Source organism: Streptomyces sp. CBMA291, from assembly GCF_014596525.1.
GTDB lineage: Bacteria > Actinomycetota > Actinomycetes > Streptomycetales > Streptomycetaceae > Streptomyces.
Map to the genome: position 1 here is coordinate 48,424 of NZ_MSJP01000061.1, position 20,688 is coordinate 69,111.

Annotated in this window: 22 protein-coding genes and 1 riboswitch; of the genes, 5 read left to right on the plus strand and 17 right to left on the minus strand. The window is 71.1% G+C overall.

The window, feature by feature from the left end; genetic code table 11:
• Positions 1–154 precede the first annotated feature (154 nt).
• A complete protein-coding gene (locus BU197_RS16100) occupies positions 155–1,420 on the plus strand; it encodes a PTS transporter subunit EIIC (protein WP_188268979.1) in 1,266 nt (421 codons plus the stop codon).
• Between the two features lie 113 nt (positions 1,421–1,533).
• Here BU197_RS16100 and BU197_RS16105 read toward each other — a convergent pair whose 3' ends face one another.
• Entirely contained in the window at positions 1,534–2,286 is a 753-nt protein-coding gene (locus BU197_RS16105; RefSeq protein WP_188268980.1) for an MBL fold metallo-hydrolase, read from the minus strand.
• A 202-nt stretch (positions 2,287–2,488) separates the two neighbouring features.
• On the opposite strand from BU197_RS16105, the gene BU197_RS16110 reads away from it, so the two are divergent.
• Positions 2,489–3,010 (plus strand): type II toxin-antitoxin system PemK/MazF family toxin, encoded by a 522-nt coding sequence (locus tag BU197_RS16110; protein WP_188268981.1) that lies wholly within the window; start codon positions 2,489–2,491, stop codon positions 3,008–3,010.
• A gap of 95 nt (positions 3,011–3,105) precedes the next feature.
• Here the strand turns inward: BU197_RS16110 and BU197_RS16115 are convergent, their stop codons facing one another.
• The 12 genes from BU197_RS16115 to clpS all read right to left on the minus strand — a co-directional run bounded on the left by BU197_RS16115 (position 3,106) and on the right by clpS (position 12,739).
• A complete protein-coding gene (locus BU197_RS16115) occupies positions 3,106–4,056 on the minus strand; it encodes a PLP-dependent cysteine synthase family protein (RefSeq protein WP_188268982.1) in 951 nt (316 codons plus the stop codon).
• 5 nt (positions 4,057–4,061) lie between these two features.
• A complete protein-coding gene (locus BU197_RS16120) occupies positions 4,062–4,340 on the minus strand; it encodes a MoaD/ThiS family protein (RefSeq protein ID WP_188268983.1) in 279 nt (92 codons plus the stop codon).
• 92 nt (positions 4,341–4,432) lie between these two features.
• A complete protein-coding gene (locus BU197_RS31490) occupies positions 4,433–4,549 on the minus strand; it encodes a putative leader peptide (RefSeq protein WP_317452027.1) in 117 nt (38 codons plus the stop codon).
• A 44-nt stretch (positions 4,550–4,593) separates the two neighbouring features.
• A complete protein-coding gene (locus tag BU197_RS16125; RefSeq protein ID WP_188268984.1) occupies positions 4,594–5,379 on the minus strand; it encodes an ABC transporter ATP-binding protein in 786 nt (261 codons plus the stop codon).
• Positions 5,376–6,461 carry a FecCD family ABC transporter permease gene (locus tag BU197_RS16130; protein ID WP_188268985.1) on the minus strand — a complete coding sequence of 362 codons (1,086 nt, stop codon included), beginning with the start codon at positions 6,459–6,461 and terminating at the stop codon, positions 5,376–5,378. Before BU197_RS16130 ends, BU197_RS16125 begins: the two co-directional genes overlap by 4 nt.
• 10 nt (positions 6,462–6,471) lie before the next feature.
• Complete coding sequence (locus BU197_RS16135) at positions 6,472–7,491, minus strand: ABC transporter substrate-binding protein (protein WP_188268986.1); 1,020 nt, start codon at positions 7,489–7,491, stop codon at positions 6,472–6,474.
• 40 nt (positions 7,492–7,531) lie between these two features.
• Positions 7,532–7,664: riboswitch (cobalamin riboswitch) on the minus strand.
• Between the two features lie 43 nt (positions 7,665–7,707).
• The gene (locus BU197_RS16140; RefSeq protein ID WP_188268987.1) at positions 7,708–8,145 is read right to left on the minus strand and encodes a Mov34/MPN/PAD-1 family protein; all 438 of its coding nucleotides are present in this window, start codon (positions 8,143–8,145) and stop codon (positions 7,708–7,710) included.
• Between the two features lie 174 nt (positions 8,146–8,319).
• On the minus strand, positions 8,320–8,913 hold the full coding sequence (locus BU197_RS16145) for a hypothetical protein (protein ID WP_188268988.1): 594 nt from the start codon (positions 8,911–8,913) through the stop codon (positions 8,320–8,322).
• 177 nt (positions 8,914–9,090) lie between these two features.
• Positions 9,091–9,486, minus strand: coding sequence for a hypothetical protein (locus BU197_RS16150; protein ID WP_188268989.1), 396 nt, complete (start codon positions 9,484–9,486; stop codon positions 9,091–9,093).
• Positions 9,487–10,070: 584 nt separating this feature from the next.
• Entirely contained in the window at positions 10,071–11,498 is a 1,428-nt protein-coding gene (locus BU197_RS16155) for an amino acid permease (protein WP_188268990.1), read from the minus strand.
• A gap of 327 nt (positions 11,499–11,825) precedes the next feature.
• Positions 11,826–12,434, minus strand: a complete 609-nt coding sequence (locus tag BU197_RS16160) for a DUF2017 domain-containing protein (protein WP_188268991.1) — start codon at positions 12,432–12,434, stop codon at positions 11,826–11,828.
• Entirely contained in the window at positions 12,434–12,739 is a 306-nt protein-coding gene (gene clpS / locus BU197_RS16165; RefSeq protein ID WP_188268992.1) for an ATP-dependent Clp protease adapter ClpS, read from the minus strand. The genes BU197_RS16160 and clpS overlap by 1 nt, the downstream gene beginning before the upstream one ends.
• Before the next feature lie 130 nt (positions 12,740–12,869).
• On the opposite strand from clpS, the gene BU197_RS16170 reads away from it, so the two are divergent.
• Positions 12,870–14,198, plus strand: coding sequence for a nicotinate phosphoribosyltransferase (locus BU197_RS16170; RefSeq protein WP_188268993.1), 1,329 nt, complete (start codon positions 12,870–12,872; stop codon positions 14,196–14,198).
• Positions 14,199–14,562: 364 nt separating this feature from the next.
• Positions 14,563–15,162 carry a nicotinamidase gene (locus BU197_RS16175; protein WP_188268994.1) on the plus strand — a complete coding sequence of 200 codons (600 nt, stop codon included), beginning with the start codon at positions 14,563–14,565 and terminating at the stop codon, positions 15,160–15,162.
• 103 nt (positions 15,163–15,265) lie between these two features.
• On the opposite strand, the gene BU197_RS16180 is transcribed toward BU197_RS16175, so the two are convergent.
• Both BU197_RS16180 and BU197_RS16185 read right to left on the minus strand, forming a co-directional pair.
• On the minus strand, positions 15,266–15,577 hold the full coding sequence (locus BU197_RS16180) for a hypothetical protein (RefSeq protein ID WP_188269008.1): 312 nt from the start codon (positions 15,575–15,577) through the stop codon (positions 15,266–15,268).
• A gap of 131 nt (positions 15,578–15,708) precedes the next feature.
• Positions 15,709–18,144, minus strand: a complete 2,436-nt coding sequence (locus BU197_RS16185) for an immune inhibitor A domain-containing protein (RefSeq protein WP_188268995.1) — start codon at positions 18,142–18,144, stop codon at positions 15,709–15,711.
• 441 nt (positions 18,145–18,585) lie between these two features.
• Here BU197_RS16185 and BU197_RS16190 point away from each other — a divergent pair, with 441 nt between their 5' ends.
• Entirely contained in the window at positions 18,586–18,861 is a 276-nt protein-coding gene (locus BU197_RS16190; RefSeq protein ID WP_188268996.1) for a hypothetical protein, read from the plus strand.
• 16 nt (positions 18,862–18,877) lie between these two features.
• Here the strand turns inward: BU197_RS16190 and BU197_RS16195 are convergent, their stop codons facing one another.
• Positions 18,878–19,714, minus strand: coding sequence for an RDD family protein (locus BU197_RS16195; RefSeq protein ID WP_188268997.1), 837 nt, complete (start codon positions 19,712–19,714; stop codon positions 18,878–18,880).
• A 101-nt stretch (positions 19,715–19,815) separates the two neighbouring features.
• On the minus strand, positions 19,816–20,688 hold an 873-nt coding region (locus BU197_RS16200), incomplete at its 5' end, for an RDD family protein (RefSeq protein WP_188268998.1).

Below are 20,688 nucleotides of genomic sequence, written 5' to 3' on the forward strand. Positions count from 1 at the left end.
TTCGTAGGTTCCTTATCTAAGTCTCACGTGCTAAAACTGGTCTACACCACTCATTGGTGTAGACCACGCGGTTGGAACACCGCGTTCCACGAGTCGCCGCCGCCCCCCTTCCCCTGTCCTCTGGCGGCGCCTTGCGCCCCACTGGAGGAAGTTGATGAGTACGGCCACCGCCCAGGCCGCGGCTCCCGCGAAGAAGCGTGGATCCGGCCTGTTCCAGGGCCTGCAGAAGGTCGGTCGCAGCTTGCAGCTGCCGATCGCCGTGCTGCCGGCCGCGGGTATCTTGCTCCGCCTCGGCCAGCCCGACGTCTTCGGCGCCGACGGTTTCGGCTGGGACAAGGTCGCCTCCGTCTTCGCCACCGCCGGCGGCGCGGTCTTCGATAACCTGCCCATGCTCTTCTGTATCGGCGTCGCCATCGGCTTCGCCAAGAAGGCGGACGGCTCCACCGCCCTCGCCGCGCTGGTCGGCTTCCTGGTCTACAGCAATGTGCTGAAGGCCTTCCCGGTCACCGAGGCGATCGTCAACACCACCGCCAACAAGGGTGTCGACGTCGCCGCGACGTACAACAACCCGGGCGTTCTCGGCGGCATCCTGATGGGTCTGCTCTCCGCCGTCCTGTGGCAGCGGTTCCACCGCACCAAGCTGGTCGACTGGCTCGGCTTCTTCAACGGGCGCCGCCTCGTCCCGATCATCATGGCCTTCGTCGGCACCGCCGTCGGTGTGATCTTCGGTCTGGTCTGGGAGCCCATCGGCAACGGCATCTCCAGCTTCGGCGAGTGGATGACCGGCCTCGGTGCCGGTGGCGCCGGTCTCTTCGGCCTCATCAACCGCGCGCTGATCCCGGTCGGCATGCACCAGTTCGTGAACACCGTCTCCTGGTTCCAGATCGGCGACTTCACCAACGCCGCCGGCGAGGTCGTCCACGGTGACCTCAACCGCTTCTTCGCCGGTGACCCCAGCGCCGGAATCTTCATGTCGGGCTTCTTCCCGATCATGATGTTCGGCCTCCCGGCCGCCGCGATCGCCATCGCCCACGCCGCCCGCCCCGAGCGCCGCAAGGCCGTCATGGGCATGATGGTCTCGCTGGCACTGACCTCCTTCGTCACCGGTATCACCGAGCCGATCGAGTTCACCTTCATGTTCATCGCGCCGGTCCTCTACGCGATCCACGCGGTCCTGACCGCCATATCGATGGCCGTCACCTGGGCCTTCGGCGTCCACGCGGGCTTCACCTTCTCCGCCGGTCTGATCGACTTCGGCCTGAACTGGAGCCTCTCGACCAAGCCCTGGCTGATCATCCCGATCGGTCTGGTCTTCGCGGTGGTCTACTACGTGCTCTTCCGCTTCGCGATCACCAAGTTCAACCTCCCCACCCCGGGCCGCGAGCCCGAGGAGGAGATCGAGGACCTCACCAAGGCGTGATCCTCACCCGCACCAAGGGGAAGGCCCCGGAACCGTCCAGGTTCCGGGGCCTTCCCCCTTTTCCGCACGCGGCGGACCTGCGCCCGCCTCCCCGTACGCGTACGGGGAGACGCTCAGATCTCGTACACCGCGCCCGGTCTGGCCAGCTCCGCCGGGCCCGGGTAGACCGCGCGCGCGTCCGCCAGGTTCCGCTCGCCGTCGGTCCACGGCGGTACGTGGGTGAGGACCAGGCGGCCCACCGAGGCGCGGGCCGCTTCCGCACCCGCCTCCCGGCCGTTGAGGTGCAGGGCCGGGACGTCCTCCTTGCCATGGGTGAAGGAGGCCTCGCAGAGGAACAGATCGGTGCCCTCGGCCAGCTCGCGCAGCGACTCGCAGGTCCCGGTGTCCCCGGAGTACGTCAGCGAACGGCCGCCGTGCTCGATCCGGATGCCGTACGCCTCCACCGGGTGGCAGACCCGCTCGACGCGCACCGAGAACGGGCCGATCCCGAAGGAGCCCGGCTTCAGGGTGCGGAAGTCGAAGACCTCGCTCATCGAGCTGTCCGAGGGCGTGTCCGCGTACGCCGTGGTCAGCCGCTGCTCGGCGCCCTCGGGCGCGTACACCGGGATCTGGCCGCAGCGCCCGCCCTCGTGCCGGTAGTAGCGGGCGACGAAATAGGCGCACATGTCGATGCAGTGGTCGGCGTGCAGATGGCTGAGGAAGATCGCGTCGAGGTCGTACAGACCGATGTGACGCTGTAGCTCGCCGAGGGCGCCGTTGCCCATGTCGAGGAGCAGCCGGAAGCCGTCGGCCTCGACGAGGTAGCTCGAACAGGCCGAGTCCGCGGACGGGAACGACCCGGAGCAGCCGACGACGGTGAGCTTCATGGAGCGTGAACCTCCGTGGACGGATACGGAAAGCGCGCTGGGGAGGGGGAGGCTGTGCGGTCTGTCGAGCGTACGGCGCGGCCGGGCCCCTGGCTCCTCCGTGGTGGCCCGTTGTGGGCGAACTCACGGGCTCTGTCACCGGTTCGGATGGAAGGCGGGCCGTCGCGGTGGCGCGGGCGGGGCGCCGGTACGGTCTTGAGGTATGGACACGTCATGGTGGCTCGCGTCGGCCGGAGTCGTACTGCTCGCGTTGGTGACGGCGCTCGCCGAGGGACGCAAGCGCTCGTCCCGGCGGCCCACCGGCCGGACCCGCCCGCCGCGCGGCCCCTCGACCTCGGGGAAGGCGCCGGGAAGGGCACCCGGCAGGGCCTCGGGGAAGGCTCCCGGCAAGGCTTCTGACAGGGCGTCGGCGCGGCTGCCGAAGCAGGGGGAGATCTGGTGGGCGGACGTGCCCTTCGAGGACGGGCCCGGTTCGAAGGACCGGCCGTGTCTGGTGCTCTCGCTCCGCGGCGACCGGGCTCTCGTCGCCAAGATCACCAGCAAGCACCATGACGAGCGGCCCGGGGTGATCGCGCTGCCGCCGGGTGTGGTGGGCGACGCGCGGGGGCGGGCGAGCTTCCTGGAGACGGACGAGCTGCGGGAGGTGCCGGTGGCGCGTTTCCGCCGTAAAGCGGGGATGGCGGACCCGGTCCTGTGGAACCGGGTCCGCCATCTGGCGCGGTAGACCCGCGCGGGGCGGGGCCTGATCGGCCGCGGGGGCGCGAGGCCTGGTGGGGCCGGGCCTGGCCGGGCGGGACCAGGCCGGAGCCGTACCGGGGCTCAGGCCCAGAGCTGGCCCTGGACCGCCGCGATCGCCTCTTCCGTGGTCGCGGCCGTGTAGAGGCCGGTGGAGAGGTACTTCCAGCCACCGTCGGCGACGACGAACGCGATGTCCGCGCTCTCCCCCGCCTTCAGCGCCTTGTTGCCGACGCCGATCGCCGCGTGCAGGGCGGCGCCGGTGGAGACGCCCGCGAAAATGCCCTCCTGCTGGAGGAGTTCACGGGTACGGGTGACGGCGTCGGCGGAGCCGACGGAGAACCGGGTGGTGAGGACGGAGGCGTCGTACAGCTCCGGTACGAAGCCCTCGTCGAGGTTCCGCAGCCCGTAGACGAGGTCGTCGTAGCGCGGCTCGGCGGCGACGATCTTCACATCGGGCTTGTGCTCGCGCAGATAGCGGCCGACGCCCATGAGGGTGCCGGTGGTGCCGAGCCCGGCCACGAAGTGCGTGATCGAGGGCAGGTCGGCGAGGATCTCGGGGCCGGTGGTGGCGTAGTGGGCGCCCGCGTTGTGCGGGTTGCCGTACTGGTAGAGCATCACCCAGTCCGGGTGCTCGGCGGCCAGCTCCTTGGCGACGCGGACCGCCGTGTTGGAGCCGCCCGCCGCCGGGGACGAGATGATCTCGGCGCCCCACATGGCGAGCAGCTGCCGCCGCTCCTCACTGGTGTTCTCGGGCATGACGCAGACGATGCGGTAGCCCTTGAGCTTGGCGGCCATGGCGAGGGAGATGCCGGTGTTGCCGCTGGTCGGCTCCAGGATGGTGCAGCCGGGGGTGAGGCGGCCGTCCTTCTCCGCCTGCTCGATCATGTGGAGCGCGGGGCGGTCCTTGACCGAGCCGGTCGGGTTGCGGTCCTCCAGCTTCGCCCAGATGCGGACGTCTTCGGAGGGCGAGAGCCGGGGGAGGCGGACGAGCGGCGTGTTGCCGACCGCCTCCAGCGAGGAGTCGTAGCGCATGTGGATCAGACCATGCCGCCGGCGACGGCCGGCAGGATCGTGACGCTGTCGCCGTCGGTGAGCTTGGTGTCGATGCCGTCGAGGAAGCGGACGTCCTCGTCGTTCAGGTAGACGTTGACGAAGCGGCGGAGCTTGCCGCCGTCGACGATGCGCGCCTCGATGCCGTTGTGGCGGGTCTCCAGGTCGGCGAAAAGCTCGGAGAGGGTGCCGCCGCTGCCCTCGACGGCCTTCTCGCCGTCGGTGTAGGTGCGGAGGATGGTCGGGATGCGGACCTCGATGGCCATGGCGTGGGCTCCTGTCGGAAGTGGCGTGAAGGGCGCGCTGCTGGGGCCCCCGCGCGGAGGGGGGTCGTGAAAAGGTGCGCTCGGCCGGTGTATCAGAGCGCAGCGCGGGACGGACACATCGCGCTGGCGAGGCGGCACAGGTCGACGTGCAGGCGGCCTACGAGCATGACCGTGCCCGGAGTCTCTTCGCTCACGTCGTGGGAAACCATGGGCTCATCGTATCGATTCCCGGTCCGGGTTTCGGAATGTGATCTCACATGGTGGATGTTTGGCGACCGGTGGCCGGACGGGCCTGGTAGAGGACGGTCGGGGAACCCGTCCCGGGGTGGGGGATGACCTCGGCTTCCACCCCGTAGACGGCGGCCAGGAGGGCGGGGGTCAGGACCTCGGCGGGGGTGCCGCCGGTGACGACCCGGCCGCGCTCCAGGACGTAGAGCCGGTCGCAGTACGCCCCCGCGAGGTTGAGGTCGTGGAGGGCGAGCAGATTGGTGGTGCCCAGGGTGCGGACCAGGGCGAGGACGTCGAGCTGATGGCGGATGTCCAGATGGTTGGTGGGCTCGTCGAGGACGAGCAGCTCCGGTTCCTGGACGAGGGCGCGGGCGACCAGGGCGCGCTGGCGTTCGCCGCCGGAGAGGGTGGGGTACGGGCGGTCGGCGAGGTCCGCGAGGCCGACCCGGGCGAGGGCCCTCCCGGCGCGCTCGTGGTCGGCGCCGGTGTCGCCCTCCCAGAAGCGCTTGTGCGGGGAGCGGCCGAGGGCGACGAGTTCGCGGACGGTCAGCTCGAACTCGACGGCGCCGTCCTGGGGGACGGTGGCGACGCGGCGGGCGCGGGCCTTGGGGCCGAGGGCGCGCAGGTCCTCGCCGCCGAGGAGGGCGTGGCCCGCGGTGGGGGCGAGGGTGCCGTAGACGCAGCGCAGGAGGGTGGTCTTGCCGCTGCCGTTGGGGCCGATGAGTCCGACGGTCTCGCCGGGGCGGACGGTGAGGTCGGCGGAGCGGAGCCGGGCTCCGTACGAGAGTCCCTGGACGCGCAGTTCGGTCACGGGGTGGTTCCTTCCGGGCGGCGGCGCATCAGCCAGAGGAAGAACGGGCCGCCGGTGAGGGCGGTGAGGACGCCGACGGGGATGTCCTGGGGTGCGGCGACGGTCCGGGCGGCGAGGTCGGCGAGGACCAGGGCGAGCGCTCCGCCGAGGGCGGCGACGGGCAGCAGGCGCCGGTGCGGGGCGCCGACGGCGAGCCGGGCGGCGTGCGGGGCCATGAGTCCGACGAAGCCGACGGCGCCGCTGGCGGCGACCATGACGGCGGTGACGAGGGAGGCGAGGACGAAGACGGCGGCGCGGAAGCGGGCGGTGTCGAGCCCGAGGACGGTGGCGCCCTCCTCGCCGACGAGGAGCAGGTCGAGGGGGCGGGCGAGGGCGAGGAGGAGTCCGGTGCCGAGGACGAGGACGGCGGCGGGCAGCAGGAGGGTGTCCCAGCGGGCGCTGCCGAGGCCGCCGAGGGACCAGAACATGGCCTCCTGGAAGTGCTCGGGGCGTCCGGCGAGGACGAGGAGGAGGGTGGCGAGGGCGGAGAGGACGTAGGAGACGGCGACTCCGGCGAGGACGAGCCGGGTGCCGGTCAGGACACCGCCCTTGCGGGCGAGGCCGTAGACGAGGACGAGGGCGAGGAGGGCACCGGCGAAGGCGCCGGTGGGCAGGGCGACGGTGGTGGTGATCCCGGCGACGAGGCCGGTGCCGCCGCCGACGACCAGGACGAGGACGGCTCCGGCGGAGGCGCCGGAGGAGATCCCGAGGAGGAAGGGGTCGGCGAGCCGGTTGCGGACGAGAGCCTGGAGGACGGCGCCGACGACGGCGAGTCCGGCGCCGACGACCACGCCGAGCAGGACCCGGGGCAGGCGTACGTCGAGGACGATCGTGCGGTACGGGGAGGGGGCGGCGCGGCCGGTGAGGGCGTCGAGGACCTGTCCCGGCGGGACGCGGACGGAGCCGAGGGCGAGGGAGGCCAGGGCGGCGAGGGCGAGGGCGGCGAGGAGTCCGGCGACGACGAGGGCGTAGCGGGCGGGGCGCGCGGGGGCGGGGGCCCCGGCCTCGTGGCGGGCCGGGGCGGGGCGGGTGGCGGTCTTCACGGGGCGGGGATCACCGGGCGGCGGGGGTGGTGGTGCCGGTGGCCGGGTGGAGCTGGGCGGCGAGGGTGCCGACGGCGGCGGGGACGCGGACGCCGAGGACGGTGTCGGAGAGCGGCATCACGGCGAACCGGCGGTTCTTGACGGCGGGGACGTCCTTGAGGGCGGGGTCGTCGAGGAGCCGCTTCTTCTTCTGCGCGAGGGTGGTGGAGCCGTAGTCGTAGAGGACGATGACCTCGGGCTTGCGGGCGACGACCTGTTCCCAGGTGGCGTCGCCGAAGGTCTTGTCGAGGTCGGCGAAGACGTTCCGGCCGCCGGCGCGGGTGATGAGTTCGTTGCCGATGCCCTTGCCGCCCGCCGTGAACGCGGTCTTGTCGCCGCTGTCGTAGACGAGGACGGAGACGGGTTCGACGCCCTTGAGGCGCTGTTCGGTGGCGGCGAGGGTGGTGCGGGCCTCGCGGATCCAGGTCTCGGCGCGGTCGGCGACGCCGAAGGTGCGGCCGGTCTCGCGGACTTCGCGGTAGAGGTCGTCGACGGAGGTCGCTCCGGTGGGGCAGTACTCGGTGTTGAGCCGGGTGGCGATGCCCGCGCGGGCCAGGTCCTCGCGGCTGCGGCCGTCCTTGGCGGCGAAGGCGGAGGAGTAGCCGCCGTAGACGAAGTCGGGGTCGGCGGCGAGGAGGGCCTCCTTGGAGGGGTACTCCTTCGCGAGGACGGGGACGGCGGCGTAGGCCTTCGCGTAGGCGGGGAGGACGGCGTCGTCGAGGTAGGCGGTGCCGACGAGCGACTTCTCAAGGCCGAGGGCCAGCATGATCTCGGTGACGTGCTGGTTCATGGTGACCGCGCGCTTCGGCGGGGCCTGGTAGGTGCTGGTCACACCGCAGTTGGTGACGGTGTACGGGAATCCGGCGGCGGTCTTCGCGGGCGGGGCGGCGGCTCCGGGGCCGGTCCCGGGGGTGGCTTCGGGGGTGGCCGAGCAGGCGGCGAGCAGCGGGACGAGGGCGAGCGCGGACAGCAGCGGGCGGCGCCGGAACATGGCGGGACGAGCCTCCTCCGGGGATTTCCACGTCCCCGATCGGTGCTGGAAGGCGGCAGGTCAGTTCCTGGCTTCCGCCCCTCGGAAGGGCGGTCACAGTGGCGGGACCGTGCCGGATTCGCACCGGCTTCCTGGGTCCTGCCGCCTTTGGGTCCCGGTCAGTCTCTCACTGCGGCCGAGGACGGCTCGCGGGGTGTCCGGCCCGCGCGGGGAGGGTCAGTCGGCGTCGGTCTCGTACGCCTCGACGACCTTGACGTCCTCTTCGGTGACGAGGCCGTCGACGATGGAGAAGGAGCGGAACTGGAAGGGGCCCGCGCCGTCGGTGTCGGCGGTGGAGACGAGGACGTAGTGGGCCCGGGGCTCGTTCGCGTAGGTGATGTCCGTACGGGACGGGTAGGCCTCGGTCGCGGTGTGCGAGTGGTAGACGATGACGGGCTCCTCGTCCCGGTCGTCCATCTCGCGGTAGAGCTTGAGCAGGTCCGCGGAGTCGAACTCGTAGAAGGTGGGCGAGCGGGCGGCGTTCAGCATCGGAATGAACCGCTCGGGGCGGCCGGAGCCTTCCGGTCCCGCGACCACGCCGCAGGCCTCGTCGGGGTGGTCCGCGCGGGAGTGTTCCACGATCTGGTCGTACAGGGCCCGGGTGATGGTCAGCATGCCGTCAGGATAAGCCGATGGGCCGTCTCGTACCGAGGGATGGTACGAGACGGCCCGGATGTCGAGACGGGGCAGGTCAGGCGGGCTGTTCGAAGTGGTCTCCCGTATACCCGTACGGGTGGTCGACCCCGAGGGAGGCGAGGGCGGCGGGGACGACAGGAGGTATCGGCGGCGTCAGGGGCCGGCGTGGCCGATTACCTTGGCGACGACGTCGGTGATCAGCGGGCCGCATCCGTCGGGTGCGCGGCCGGCGAACTCCAGGGTGAAGTGGTCTTCTCTGCCGGTGAAGACCTGAAGGGGCTTGTTGATCGAGGCGAAGCGGGCGCTGATGGGCGTGTAGGAGTCGCCGACGGGGTCCGAGCTGGGCGGGGGGATGACCTGGGCGCTGTAGGACTGGTCGCCCATGTCCCTGGCGCAGGCGGGGTCGGAGTTGCGTGAGTGCTTCCAGGTGACGCTGACGACGGAGCCGGGGTCCGCTTCGAAGTCCTGGGAGAGGGTGCCCGGTCCGATGTCGACGGCCTGGTAGGTGTACTGGGTCAGGGCGCGGCTGTACAGCGTCACCCCGCCGCGGGGAGTGGACGATCCGACCTGCCAGGGGCCGATGTTCTCGCCGTCCTCGTACTCCACGTAACCTCCGGCCGGAGCATTCGGGTCGGAGAAGGTGCCGTTCTTGACGAGGTTCCCGGCCGCCGCGGCGGGGGTGAGGCTCGCGGTGGCGGCCAGGACAGTGGCGCCCAGCAGGGCACCGACGGACGTGCGCTTGTTCATGCGTCTCCTTCATGCGTCGGGAGAGGGTTCCGCCGCTTCACGGGTGCAAGGACGGCGGTGGGGACGGGGGCCCACCCACGCGGGCGGGCTCACCGGCACGGTGGCCGCCGTCGGGAGGCGATCGCCGCGCGCCATGGGGGCAGCGGATGCCCTCGCCTCGCGGTCGGCCTCCGCTCGTCAGCTTCCGATGTCGAACAGCGGGACGATACGTCCGTGGTCCTCGGAAGGGAGGTACTCGTCGTTGCCCAGGTACTTGACCGAGTACCCGCCGATCTCGCCCATGACGGAGGAGGCGATGCCGCTGATGCTTCCGCCCTCCATTTCGGCGATTCCCCTGGCGTCGGTTTGCGAGGTGCCGATGCGCTCACCGTGCTTGCCGGTGTACCACTCGATGTCCTGCCAGGGCACAGGCCTGCCCTTGCACGTCAGACGTGCTCTGCCCGCCGCGGACAGCCCGCCCAGGAGCTGGCCCTTCGTCGTCTCGGCCTTCAGGCTCGTCGGCTGAGGCGGCTGGGCGGGGGCCGGGGCCGGCTGCGACTTGGCGTCGTCGGGTGAAACCCTCTTCGGCGACATGGTGACTCCTTGCGGTCGGACGATCTGCCCCGCATGGGCAGCAAAGGAATAAATTGCGCGCCCGAGCGTGGGATACATCCACAGTGAAGCCAGTTCACTACATTGTGTAATCAAGAGGTGAGTGAAGGCCACGTGCGCACCAGAGCGCATTCCCCGGCGCAGATGATCTCCGCAGCCGCACCAGGTCACATCGGTGAGACCGACGGCAAGCATGCTCTCCACACCCCCGCCCCCGACCGGGAGGGCGCGCGCCCCGACAGTGCGCTCCGCCGGTCGGCGCAGGCATGGACTCCCGGGCAATCCCCGGGGAGGGGCGACGCCAACCGGTGGATCGCACCGGTCCTCGGCCTTCCGGAACTCCCCTCGCGGACCGTTGCAGCAGGTCGACGTGGCGGAGTCGGGGGCGTCGGCCGACGACTGGTCATGCTGGAGCCAGCGGGCGGGGGCTCTTGTTACGCCGCTTCCGGTCGACCCGACAGACACCCCGCCCCTCCGTCGCGCGAGGGGCGAGGACCCGCGCCGCGCGCTCCCTCCATACCCGTCGGCCAAGTCGGCCCCGGCGCGATCCGACCCGGAAGGTGCGGTCAGGAGCGTTTGGCGAAGGCCGCGCCGTCGGGGTCGCGGGCCTTCAGGACGAGATAGGCGACGCCCAGGAGCAGGCCCCAGACCGGGGCGCAGTAGAGGGAGACGCGGGCGCCCTCGTCGATGCCCATCATCACGACCACCATGACGATGAAGGCGAGCGCGAACCAGCTGGTGTAGGGGGCGCCGGGGGCGCGGAAGGAGGAGCCGGGGAGTTCGCCCCGGTCGGCCTTGGCGCGGTAGCGGATCTGGCAGACCAGGATCATGATCCAGGCCCACATGCCGGAGATGGTGGCGAAGGAGACGACGTACTCGAAGGCCTTGCCGGGGGCGACGTAGTTGAGCCAGACGCCGACCAGCATGAGGGCGGCGGAGAAGGTGGTGCCGATCAGCGGGGTGCCGCTGCGGGTGAGCCGGGTGAACGCCTTGGGGCCCTGGCCGTTGAGCGCGAGGTCGCGGAGCATCCGGCCGGTGGAGTACATGCCCGAGTTGCAGGAGGAGAGGGCGGCGGTCAGGACGACGAAGTTGACGATGGCGGCGCCGACGCCGAGGCCCATCTTGTCGAAGGCGGCGACGAACGGGGAGACGCCCGGCTGGAATTCGGTCCACGGCACGACCGACAGGATCATGATCAGGGCGCCGACGTAGAAGACGGCGATCCGCCACGGCACGGTGTTGATGGCCTTGGGCAGGACGGTCTCGGGATCCTTGGACTCGCCCGCGGTGACGCCGACGAGTTCGACGGCGAGGAAGGCGAACATCACGATCTGAAGGGTCATCAGGGTGGAGCCGACGCCCTGCGGGAAGAAGCCGCCCTGGTTCCACAGATGGGCGACGCTCGCGGTGTCCCCGGCGTCGGAGAAGCCGAGGGTGAGGACTCCGGCGCAGATCAGGATCATTCCGACGATGGCCGTGACCTTGACCATGGAGAACCAGAACTCCAGCTCGCCGAAGAGCTTCACGGAGATCAGGTTGGCTCCGTAGAGCACCACGGTGAAGACGAGCGCGGAGAGCCACTGCGGGATGTTCCACCAGTACGTCATGTAGGTGGCGGCGGCGGTGACCTCGGTGATGCCGGTGACGACCCAGAAGAGCCAGTACGTCCAGCCGGTGACGAAGCCCGCGAAGGGGCCGACGAATTCCCGGGCGTACTCCGAGAAGGAGCCGGAGACGGGGCGGTACATGAGGAGTTCGCCGAGGGCCCGCATGATGAAGAAGATGACCAGGCCCGCGACGGCGTAGGCGAGGATGAGGCTGGGGCCGGCCTTGGCGATGGCCTTGCCCGCGCCGAGGAAGAGTCCGGTGCCGATGGCACCGCCGATCGCGATCATCTGGATCTGCCGGGCGCCGAGGCCACGCTGGTAGCCCTCGCCGCCGTCGGCGGCTCCCTCGGTGCCGCCGGGCTGCTGATCGACCTGCGCAGAGGTCATGGTGGTGCGCCTTTCTCCATGCCCGATCCGCGCGATCGCGTATGCGTCCGTCGCGGGTCGGTTCCCGATCCCCCCGGATGTGGATGGAGTGCCACCGGCGGTCAGCCGGCCCGAGCGCCCTCGGGAACAGGGGTGGCGTCCCCGAGCGGTCGTGAAGATTTATCACGGGATGGACGGGGATCGCAGGGGAAGAGTGTGACGTACGTCACTGAATGCGACTGGAAAAAGCGGACGCAAGACGACAAAGCGGACGCTCCGATAACGCATTCGTTATCCGGATTTGAGCGTCCGCTGAGCGAATGAGACGGGCGCGCACCCGCCCCGCCGTCACGCCATGAGGGTCTCCACGAGGGACTCCTGAAGGGCGCCGAGCCAGAGGTACGCCATCACCATCGGCTTGCGCGGGTCGGAGTCCGGCAGCCGGTACAGCCGCTCGCTCTCCTCGTCCTCGGTGATCTCAAGGCGGGTCGCGATGGTCAGCCGGAGGTCGTTGAGCGCCCCGAGCCACGCCCGGGACTCCTCGGGGGTCAGCTTGAGGACGGCCCCACCGTCGCCGCCCTCGCGCCCGCCGGAACCGTCGAAGCCACCAGCCGCCAGCCCGTCGAGCGCGCGCACCACGACGAGGGCGTCCTGCCGCTTGCGGGCGCGCAGGTCGTTCTCGGTGAAGCGGCGGAAGTCGGAGGCGGCGGCGCGCAGCTCCTCGCTGTCGTCCCCGTACGCGTCGGGGAAGAGGCGCCGCAGGGCGGGATCGGAGGGCGGCTCGCTCGGGCCCTCGGCGAAGAGCGCGGCGAGCGGGTCCGCGTCCGGCTCGGGCTCGTCGCCCGGCCCGATCAGCTCCATCAGCTGGACCGCGAGGGAGCGCAGGATGGAGATCTCGACCTCGTCGAGGGCGACGGCGGCGCCGCCGCCGGGCAGCGGTTCGAAACGCCCGGCCATCAGAAGCGGTCCTGGGAGAGTGTGGCCCACAGACCGTAGCCGTGCATGGCCTGCACGTCGCGTTCCATCTCCTCGCGGGTGCCACTGGAGACCACCGCGCGGCCCTTGTGGTGCACGTCGAGCATCAGCTTGTGCGCCTTGTCCTTGGAGTAGCCGAAGTACGCCTGGAACACGTACTCCACATAGCTCATCAGATTGACCGGATCGTTGTGCACGAGGGTCACCCAGGGCACGTCGGGTTCGACGACCGCGGAGACCTCCTCGGCTGATTCCGTACGTTCGATCTCGATAGGCGCGACGCTCACTCACCCCATGCTGCCACCCCGGGGGGCCCGTCGCACAAACGGACGCGTCGGTTCCGGCGGATGCGCGCCGCTCTCGGGGGCACGCCCTAGAAATCGTCACTCTGACGATTTCTGCGCTAGCATCGCTGACATGAACGCTGCGGACCTTGGGCTGCCGGTGGACGTGCCGTCGACCGCGCTCTTCACCGATCAGTACGAGCTGACCATGCTCCAGGCGGCCCTGCGGGCCGGCACCGCCGACCGGCACTCGGTCTTCGAGGTCTTCACCCGGCGGCTGCCCGAGGGGCGGCGCTACGGCGTCCTCGCGGGAATCGGGCGGGTCCTCGACGCCGTCGAGAACTTCCGCTTCGACCCCGACCTCCTCGCCTTCCTGCGCGAACGGGCCATCGTCGACGAGCCGACCCTGGACTGGCTCTCCCGTTACCGCTTCTCCGGCGACATCTGGGGCTACCCCGAGGGCGAGGTGTACTTCCCCGGCTCCCCCGTGCTGCGCGTCGAAGGCTCCTTCGCCGAGTGCGTGCTCCTGGAGACGGTCGTCCTCTCCATCCTCAACCACGACTCGGCCATCGCCGCCGCGGCCTCCCGCATGTCGGCGGCGGCGGGCGGGCGCCGCCTGATCGAGATGGGCGCCCGGCGCACCCACGAGCTGTCGGCGGTCGCCGCAGCCCGCGCCGCGTACGTCGGCGGCTTCCACACCACGTCCGACCTCGCGGCGGGCTTCCGCTACGGCATCCCGACCGTCGGCACCTCCGCGCACGCCTTCACGCTGCTGCACGACACCGAGCGGGAGGCCTTCCGCGCCCAGGTCGAGACCCTCGGGCGGGGCACGACCCTGCTCGTGGACACCTACGACGTGGCCGAGGCCGTCCGGACCGCCGTCGAGGTCGCGGGGCCCGAGCTGGGCGCCGTCCGGATCGACTCCGGCGACCTGCTCCTCGTCGCGCACCGGGTACGGGCGCAGCTGGACGAGCTGGGGGCGCGCGAGACCCGGATCGTGGTCACCTCGGACCTCGACGAGTACGCCATCGCCTCGCTCGCGGCGGCACCGGTCGACGCGTACGGGGTGGGCACGCAGCTGGTCACCGGCAGCGGCCACCCGACCTGCTCCATGGTCTACAAGCTGGTCGCGCGGGCCGACGCGGCCGATCCTTCGGCGCCGCTCGTGCCGGTCGCCAAGAAGTCCCTCGGCGGCAAGGCGTCGGTCGGCGGGCGCAAGTGGGCGGCCCGGCGGCCCGACGCGGACGGGATCGCGGAGGCGGAGGTCGTGGGCACCGGAGAGATCCCGCCGGAACTGGTCGACCACCAGCTCCTGGTCCGGCTGGTCAAGGGCGGCGAGGTGGTGGCGAGGGAGCCGCTGGAGGCCGCCAGGGACCGGCACATCGCGGCCCGCGCCGCACTGCCGATGTCGGCGATCCAGCTCTCCCGGGGCGAGCCGGTGCTGCCGACGGAGTACGTGTGACGGTGCCGGTCTGACGGTGTCCGCCCCACGGGGTACGCCCGACGGAGGACGGGTGACACCGGGCATCCGGCCGGGTACGGGTGGCGCCGGGCACCCGACCGGATACGGGTGACACCAGCCACCCGACCAGGTACGGGTGACACCAGGCACCCTCCCGGGTACGGGGGGGCGCCGTCCGTCCGGCGGAGTACGCCCGACGGCGTGCGCCGCGCCGCGTCCGCGCGGGCGGCGCGTCCTCGGCGGGGCCCGCGCGGCGCCCGCCGGGGACGCCCCCTCCCGATGCGAGGGGGAAGTCTCTAGGCTCGAACCCTCCCTTCCCAAGGCCCTTCCCTCCGGCCCTCCCGACCCGACAAGGACACCCGCCATGCACCGCGCATTGATCGTTGTGGACGTTCAGAACGACTTCTGCGAGGGCGGCAGCCTCGCGGTGACCGGCGGCGCGGACGTCGCCGCGGCCATCACCGACCTGGTCGGGGAGACGGCGGGCACCTCCTACCGGCAGGTCGTCGCCACCCGTGACCACCATGTCGACCCGGGGGCGCACTTCGCCCCCGCGGGCGAGGAGCCGGACTACGTCTCCTCCTGGCCGGTGCACTGCGTGGCCGGTACGGAGGGGGTCGGCTTCCACCCGAACTTCGCTCCGGCCGTCGCCAGCGGGGCGATCGACGCCGTCTTCGACAAGGGCGCCTACACGGCCGCGTACAGCGGTTTCGAGGGCCGGGACGAGAACGGCCTGACGCTCGCGGAGTGGCTGCGGGAGCGGGAGGTCACCGAGGTCGACGTGGTGGGCATCGCGACCGACCACTGTGTCCGGGCGACGGCCCTGGACGCGGCGCGGGAGGGCTTCAGGACCCGGGTGCTGCTCGATCTGACGGCCGGGGTCGCCCGGGAGACGACGGACAGGGCCCTGGCGGAGCTGCGTACGGCGGGCGTGGAGCTGACCGGGAGCCCGGTGGTCGGCTGAGACCCCGGGCCGGAACCGGCGTCCGGCTGCGGCCCGACGGGGCGGACGGGGCCGACCGGACGGCCGGGGCCCGGCGGCCGAGCGGGGCCCGGCGGGGCGGGTCTCAGAGCGCGGGGGCCTTGGGCAGGGACCGGACCGGGTGCCACAGTTCCTGGGCGGTGCCGGGGGTGGATCTCCACAGCAGGCCGTCCGGGTGGTGCAGGACGGCCGTGATCTCGTCCGGGGTGGGCGGTTCGGTGTTGCCCCGGAGGTAGACGGCCCGCAGTCCCAGGTTCCGCAGTCGGGTCAGGGCGCGGGAACGGTTCGCGGCGTGCACGAGGAAACGCATGGTGGCGCCGTCGCAGGCCGGACTCGGCAGGCCTATGGCGACCACCACGCTGCCGCCCGGCAACTTGCAGAACCCTCCGTTGGGCATGTGGAACCACTCCCCCGTGGATCGAATGTCGACGAGGACCCGGTCGGGGCCCTCGAACGCACCTAAACACGATCGGCCGCCGCCCGCCAGGGGGCGACGGCCGATCATGATTCGACCTGCGGATTCAGTGATTACTTGGCGGCAGGACCCACGCGGACCGTGATCGTCTGGCCGCTGGCGGGCTCCTTGACGACCTCGATCTTGGTGTTGGTGTCGGAGACCTTCACACCGGCACGGGGGGTCTCGGAGGACCAGTAGGTGTTCCGCTTGTCGTCGAAGACCGGGTTGCCGGGCTGCGACTTGACGAGCGTCGGGACGTCGGCGTTGTGGAGGCGCAGCGCGTCGGTCCGGGTGGTGCCGAAGGTGGAGTCGTACGCCTGGACGCGGTTACGCATCAAGGTGCCGTCGTTCCAGCGCAGCGGGGTCGGGTGGGCGTCGACCGGAAGGATGAGACCGGCGCCCGGGTGGACGGCGGTGTTGTTGTCCTTCTGGGAGAGGTCCCACTTCCAGATGAGCAGACCGTTCTGGTACGCGTAGTGCTCGACCCAGTCGGCCTTGGTGCCCGTGAAGCCGAAGTTGTACGGGCCGGTCTTCAGGGTGGCGTCGTACGAGACGTACTGGCGGTTCTCCGCGATGTAGTACTGCTCGTACTCCTTGGAGAAGCCCTCGCCGATGCGCGAGAAGCCCTTCGAGACCCAGCCGTTGTCGCCGTTCTCGACGTTGTCGGAAAAGAGCGCGGCGCCGTCGGCCTTCACGGTGATGGCGTCGGCGGTGAAGCCCTTGCCGCCCGCGCCGCCGTCCGTCTGGTAGCGGAAGCGGAGGTCGAACTTCTTGCCGGCGTAGGCGTCGAGGCCGTAGACCAGCGACTTGTGCGTGCCGGAGACGTCGGTCAGCGCCGGGGCGCCGCTGGCGTCACGCGGGAGCGCCACACCGTCGGCGGTGCCGTCGAGGGCGGTCCAGTTGGCGCCGCCGTCCGTGGAGACCTCGGCGTACAGGAAGTCGTACTCGGCCTCGATGTCGTACCAGCCCTTGAGTTCAAGGGAGGCGGACGTCTTGCCCGTGAGGTCGACCGAGCGGGTCAGGGTGTTCTTGAGGTTGTCACCCATGCCGCTCCACCACTGCGTGGCACCCTCCGCGGGGGCGACGACCGTGGTGGGGACGGCCTTCTTCGGCAGCTCGACGACAAGCGCCTGCGGGTTCTTGGTGTTGTACTCCGAGACGCCCAGCTTGTGGGTGGTCTTCGCCTTGCGGGCGTCGTTGGAGACCTTGGTGTAGTTCAGCCAGCCGAGCTGGAGCTTGTCCCAGGCGGTCATGTCGCCGGGCAGGTCGCCGATGGCGTCCTTGCCGCGGCCGAGCCAGGAACCGGAGGACATGAGGGTCCAGAAGCCGGTCGAGTTCTCGGCGCCGCCGCCGGAGGTGTCGTACAGGTCCGGCAGACCGAGGTCGTGGCCGTACTCGTGCGCGAAGACGCCGAGGCCGCCGTTCTCCGGCTGCATCGTGTAGTCGCCGACCCAGATGCCGGTGTTGCCGATCTCGGCGCCACCCGCCTTGTTGCCGGTCGGGCCGGTCTTGCCGAAGTCGGTGCCGTAGGCGTACCAGCGGTGGGCCCACAGGGCGTTCTTGCCCTCGGCGCCGCCACCGGCCGACTCGTCCTCGCCCGCGTGGACGATCTGGAAGTGGTCGATGTAGCCGTCGGGCTCGTTGAAGTTGCCGTCGCCGTCGTAGTCGTACCGGTCCCACTGGTCGTACTGCGCCAGGTCGGCCTTGATCTGGGCGTCGGTGCGGCCCTTGGCCTTCTGGTCGGCGGCCCAGGCGGTGACACCGTCGCGGACGGCGTCCCAGGCGCTGGAGCAGTTGCTGCTGCCGCAGTAGTTCGAGCCGTAGCGGGCCTCGTTGTACTCGACCTTGACCCAGTCGGAGACGGCGCCGTCGACCGAGTAACGGCCGGACGAGGTCTTCTCGTAGTAGGTCTTCAGCGACTCCTTGGGCTGTCCCTTGGCATCCTTGCCGGTGCCGAAGTACATGTCCTGGAAGTGCTGCTGGTTGTAGTCCGAGCGCCATTCCGTGGAGTTGTCGTTCGCACGGTTGGGCTGGGCTATGCGGTTGTGCTGCGGGCCGGGCGTGCCGCCGTACTTCGGCTTCAGCTCGGGCGTGTTGTCGTCCGCGCGGTCGATCAGGGTGGTGTTGTCCACCTTGTCGCCGAACTCGACCAGGATCGTGAAGATCTTGTCGGTCTTCTCACGGCCCAGCTCGACGTACTTCTTGCTGCCGAGCTTGACGACCTGGGAGCCACCGCGGCTCTCCACCTTCGACTTGCCGCTCAGGACCTGCTCCAGGGCGGCCTTGCGCTGCTCGCTCTGCTCCTGGCTGAGCGGACCGTCGAGGTCGTGGTCGACCGCCGTCTTGTCGACACCGGCGTCCGGCGCCGGGTCGTGGCGCACGTCGGCCGCGCTCACGCGGCCGTTGTTGTCCGCCCAGGCGGTGGTGAAGGTCGAGGCGGTGGCGGCGGTAGCCGCGAGCGCCACAACCACTGCGGACGTTCTGATCGCCCGTCGTCTGTTGGTCACTTGAAGATGTCCTCCCCGGCGCCCGCGCAAATGGACCGAAGGTGGGGTGTCCGTCCGGCGGGGTCGCGCGTCACAAGTGACGACATTTGACCGGAGGGACACGAGAAAAGACAGATCTTGACATGCGCCGACCAGGTGCACTATGCGGGAGATGAATTCCGATTTTCGGACAGTCGGCGGGCGTGTGAAGAGGGAAAATACAGAGGGCGTGACCCCGTGCGCCCCCTGTGCATCCATCGCCCGGAGCTGCCCTACCCCGCTTCGGTTCCGCTCTAACTCCTCACGTCTGTAAAGTCGTTGCCCGTCGGAGCGACCGTACGGCGCGCACCCGGCGCACACCCGGTGCGTACCTGGCGCACGCACCCGGCGCGTTCCCGCCGCACACCTGCCGGACCTCCGGCGCACCGGCCGAAGCGAAGTCCCGAGGGGGCGGTCCCGACCATGCAGCGCCCACGCGCCACGCCGCTCGTCCTCGGCTCCGTCACCGTCGTCCTCACGACCGTTACGCTGCTGCTGCTCTCCGGCACCACGACCACCCCGGGCATCACGGTGGCCTGTCTCGCCGGAGTACTTCTCGGCCTGTTCACGGCCCTGTTCACGGCCGCCGCACCCTCGGTGCGGACCGGCGCCCCCAGGACCTTCGGCGCCTCACCCCCGCGCCCTCCGGAGGAATCGGCCCGCACCCGCGCGGAAACCCGGAGCGGGAAAGGTTCCTGACCGGCCGTCCGCTGCCCTACCCGGGGACGGAGACGACCACCGTCTTCGCCGCCTTGTCGTGCAGACCCTGCTTGTAGGGCTTGTCGACCAGGATCAGGACCAGCAGGATCAGCGGCCACAGACAGGCGCAGCAGATCAGGGCGGGCAGCCACAGGACCACCGCCCGCAGCAGCGACTGGCTCATCGGAGGCGTCGAGCCGTCGTTGAGCATCGCGACCCGCAGCTTCATCAGCTTCTTGCCGACGGTCCGGCCGTCCCTGGCCGTCAGCACCGTGTCGTACGCGACGTAGGCGACGATCGTGATCAGCTGGAAGACCAGCTGGCTCCCCCCGCTGAAGCTGTTGACCGTGTCGCCGAAATTGTCCTCCGTCGCCCGTTTGTAGACGTCGAACGGGATGCCGATGATCGCCAGTGGAATGAAAACGATCAGCCAGTCGATCAGCCGGGCGAGGATACGCCGACCGGGCTCGGCCAGCGGCGGCATCCCGGAGAGCGGATCGGCCCCGCCGTAACCCCCGCCACCGTACGGAGGGGGCGGAGGCGGCGCCCCTCCGCCGTACGGGGAGCCGCCGGAAGGCCCGTACGGGGAGCCTCCCGAGGGCCCGTACGGAGAGCCGCCGGACGGGCCGTGAGGGGAGCCGTTCGCGGGCCCGTAGGGAGAGCCCTCCGACGGGCCCGAACCCCCTGACGGGCCGTAGGGGCTCCCCTGAGGGGGCGGCTCGGGGGGCGGCTCCCCCGGAGGAGGGCCGGACGGCGGCGGCTGCCCGGCGGAGGGCGGCGGAGGCTCCTGCGGCCTCTTGAGGAACGGGTCCTCCTCGGGCGGCTGGCCGGACGGCGGCTGGTCGGTGCTCATGGGGGCAGTGCATCCCGGGCCCGGCGCCCCCGCAAGGAATCACCGCCCGTTCGGGGTGGCCCTCGCCCGGTCGGCCCCTCGCCGGGCCCTCCGACGGCCCGTCAGCGCGCCACGAACGTACGGGCGGCCTTGTCGTGCCAGCACTGGCGCCAGGGCCGGTCGAAGAGACACCACGCCATGTTGACGACCCCGATCACGAGCAGGTTCAGGACCCCGTGGACGAGCCAGCGGCGCAGCGAGGCGCCGAACGTCGGCGGCTGGTGCGCCTCGATGTCCCGCACCTCGATCCCGCACGCCTTCTTGCCCAGGGTCCGGCCCCAGCGGGCGGTGGGCAGCACCTCGTACAGCAGACCGAGGACGACGAGCGCGGTCAGCGCGATGCCGAACTGGACCGAGGTGGTCGAGTCGATCAGCCAGACCTGGACGGTGACGCCGGACTGCCGAGCCTCCTCGATCTTGGCCTCGATGTGCTCGACGGCGGCGGCCACGAAGGGGAAGGCGGCGGCCCCCGAGAGCCCGCCGAGGACGACCGTGTCGATCAGCCGGGCGACGAGCCGCCGCCCGAGCCCGGCCGGCCTGGCCGCCGCCTGCGCCCGCGCCGCCTGGGTGAACACATCGTCGACGGGCGGCTTCCAGGGCGCCACCGGCCCCTGCTCCCCCACCGGCGCCTGCGGCGGGTTCCGCTGCGCCCAGACGGGCGACCCGGGCGCCGCCTGAGCCTGCGCGGCGGGCACGGGGGACGGGGCCTGCGCCACGGGGGCGGGGGACGGCGGTACGGGGGCGGGCGGGGCCTGCCGTACGGGAACGGGAGGGGGAGCCGGGGTCTGCCGTACGGGGGCGGGGGCGAGCGCCGGGGTCTGGACCTGGGCCGCCTGGGCGGGCGGGGCCTGACGGGCGGGAGGGGCCTGCCGATGGGGCCCCGGGGCGGCGGCGCCCGGGTGGAGGGCGCCCGGGTGGCCGGCGCCCGGTACGAC

Coding starts and splice junctions, on each gene's coding strand:
- BU197_RS16110 (WP_188268981.1), top strand. CDS start 2,489: ATGGACACGTCATGGTGGCTCGCGTCGGCCGGAGTCGTACTGCTCGCG.
- BU197_RS16170 (WP_188268993.1), top strand. CDS start 12,870: ATGAACGCTGCGGACCTTGGGCTGCCGGTGGACGTGCCGTCGACCGCG.
- BU197_RS16105 (WP_188268980.1), bottom strand. CDS start 2,286: ATGAAGCTCACCGTCGTCGGCTGCTCCGGGTCGTTCCCGTCCGCGGAC.
- BU197_RS16190 (WP_188268996.1), top strand. CDS start 18,586: ATGCAGCGCCCACGCGCCACGCCGCTCGTCCTCGGCTCCGTCACCGTC.
- BU197_RS16180 (WP_188269008.1), bottom strand. CDS start 15,577: ATGCCCAACGGAGGGTTCTGCAAGTTGCCGGGCGGCAGCGTGGTGGTC.
- BU197_RS16155 (WP_188268990.1), bottom strand. CDS start 11,498: ATGACCTCTGCGCAGGTCGATCAGCAGCCCGGCGGCACCGAGGGAGCC.
- BU197_RS16100 (WP_188268979.1), top strand. CDS start 155: ATGAGTACGGCCACCGCCCAGGCCGCGGCTCCCGCGAAGAAGCGTGGA.
- BU197_RS16115 (WP_188268982.1), bottom strand. CDS start 4,056: ATGCGCTACGACTCCTCGCTGGAGGCGGTCGGCAACACGCCGCTCGTC.
- BU197_RS16175 (WP_188268994.1), top strand. CDS start 14,563: ATGCACCGCGCATTGATCGTTGTGGACGTTCAGAACGACTTCTGCGAG.
- BU197_RS31490 (WP_317452027.1), bottom strand. CDS start 4,549: ATGGTTTCCCACGACGTGAGCGAAGAGACTCCGGGCACGGTCATGCTC.
- BU197_RS16140 (WP_188268987.1), bottom strand. CDS start 8,145: ATGCTGACCATCACCCGGGCCCTGTACGACCAGATCGTGGAACACTCC.
- BU197_RS16150 (WP_188268989.1), bottom strand. CDS start 9,486: ATGTCGCCGAAGAGGGTTTCACCCGACGACGCCAAGTCGCAGCCGGCC.
- BU197_RS16120 (WP_188268983.1), bottom strand. CDS start 4,340: ATGGCCATCGAGGTCCGCATCCCGACCATCCTCCGCACCTACACCGAC.
- BU197_RS16135 (WP_188268986.1), bottom strand. CDS start 7,491: ATGTTCCGGCGCCGCCCGCTGCTGTCCGCGCTCGCCCTCGTCCCGCTG.
- BU197_RS16145 (WP_188268988.1), bottom strand. CDS start 8,913: ATGAACAAGCGCACGTCCGTCGGTGCCCTGCTGGGCGCCACTGTCCTG.
- BU197_RS16195 (WP_188268997.1), bottom strand. CDS start 19,714: ATGAGCACCGACCAGCCGCCGTCCGGCCAGCCGCCCGAGGAGGACCCG.
- BU197_RS16160 (WP_188268991.1), bottom strand. CDS start 12,434: ATGGCCGGGCGTTTCGAACCGCTGCCCGGCGGCGGCGCCGCCGTCGCC.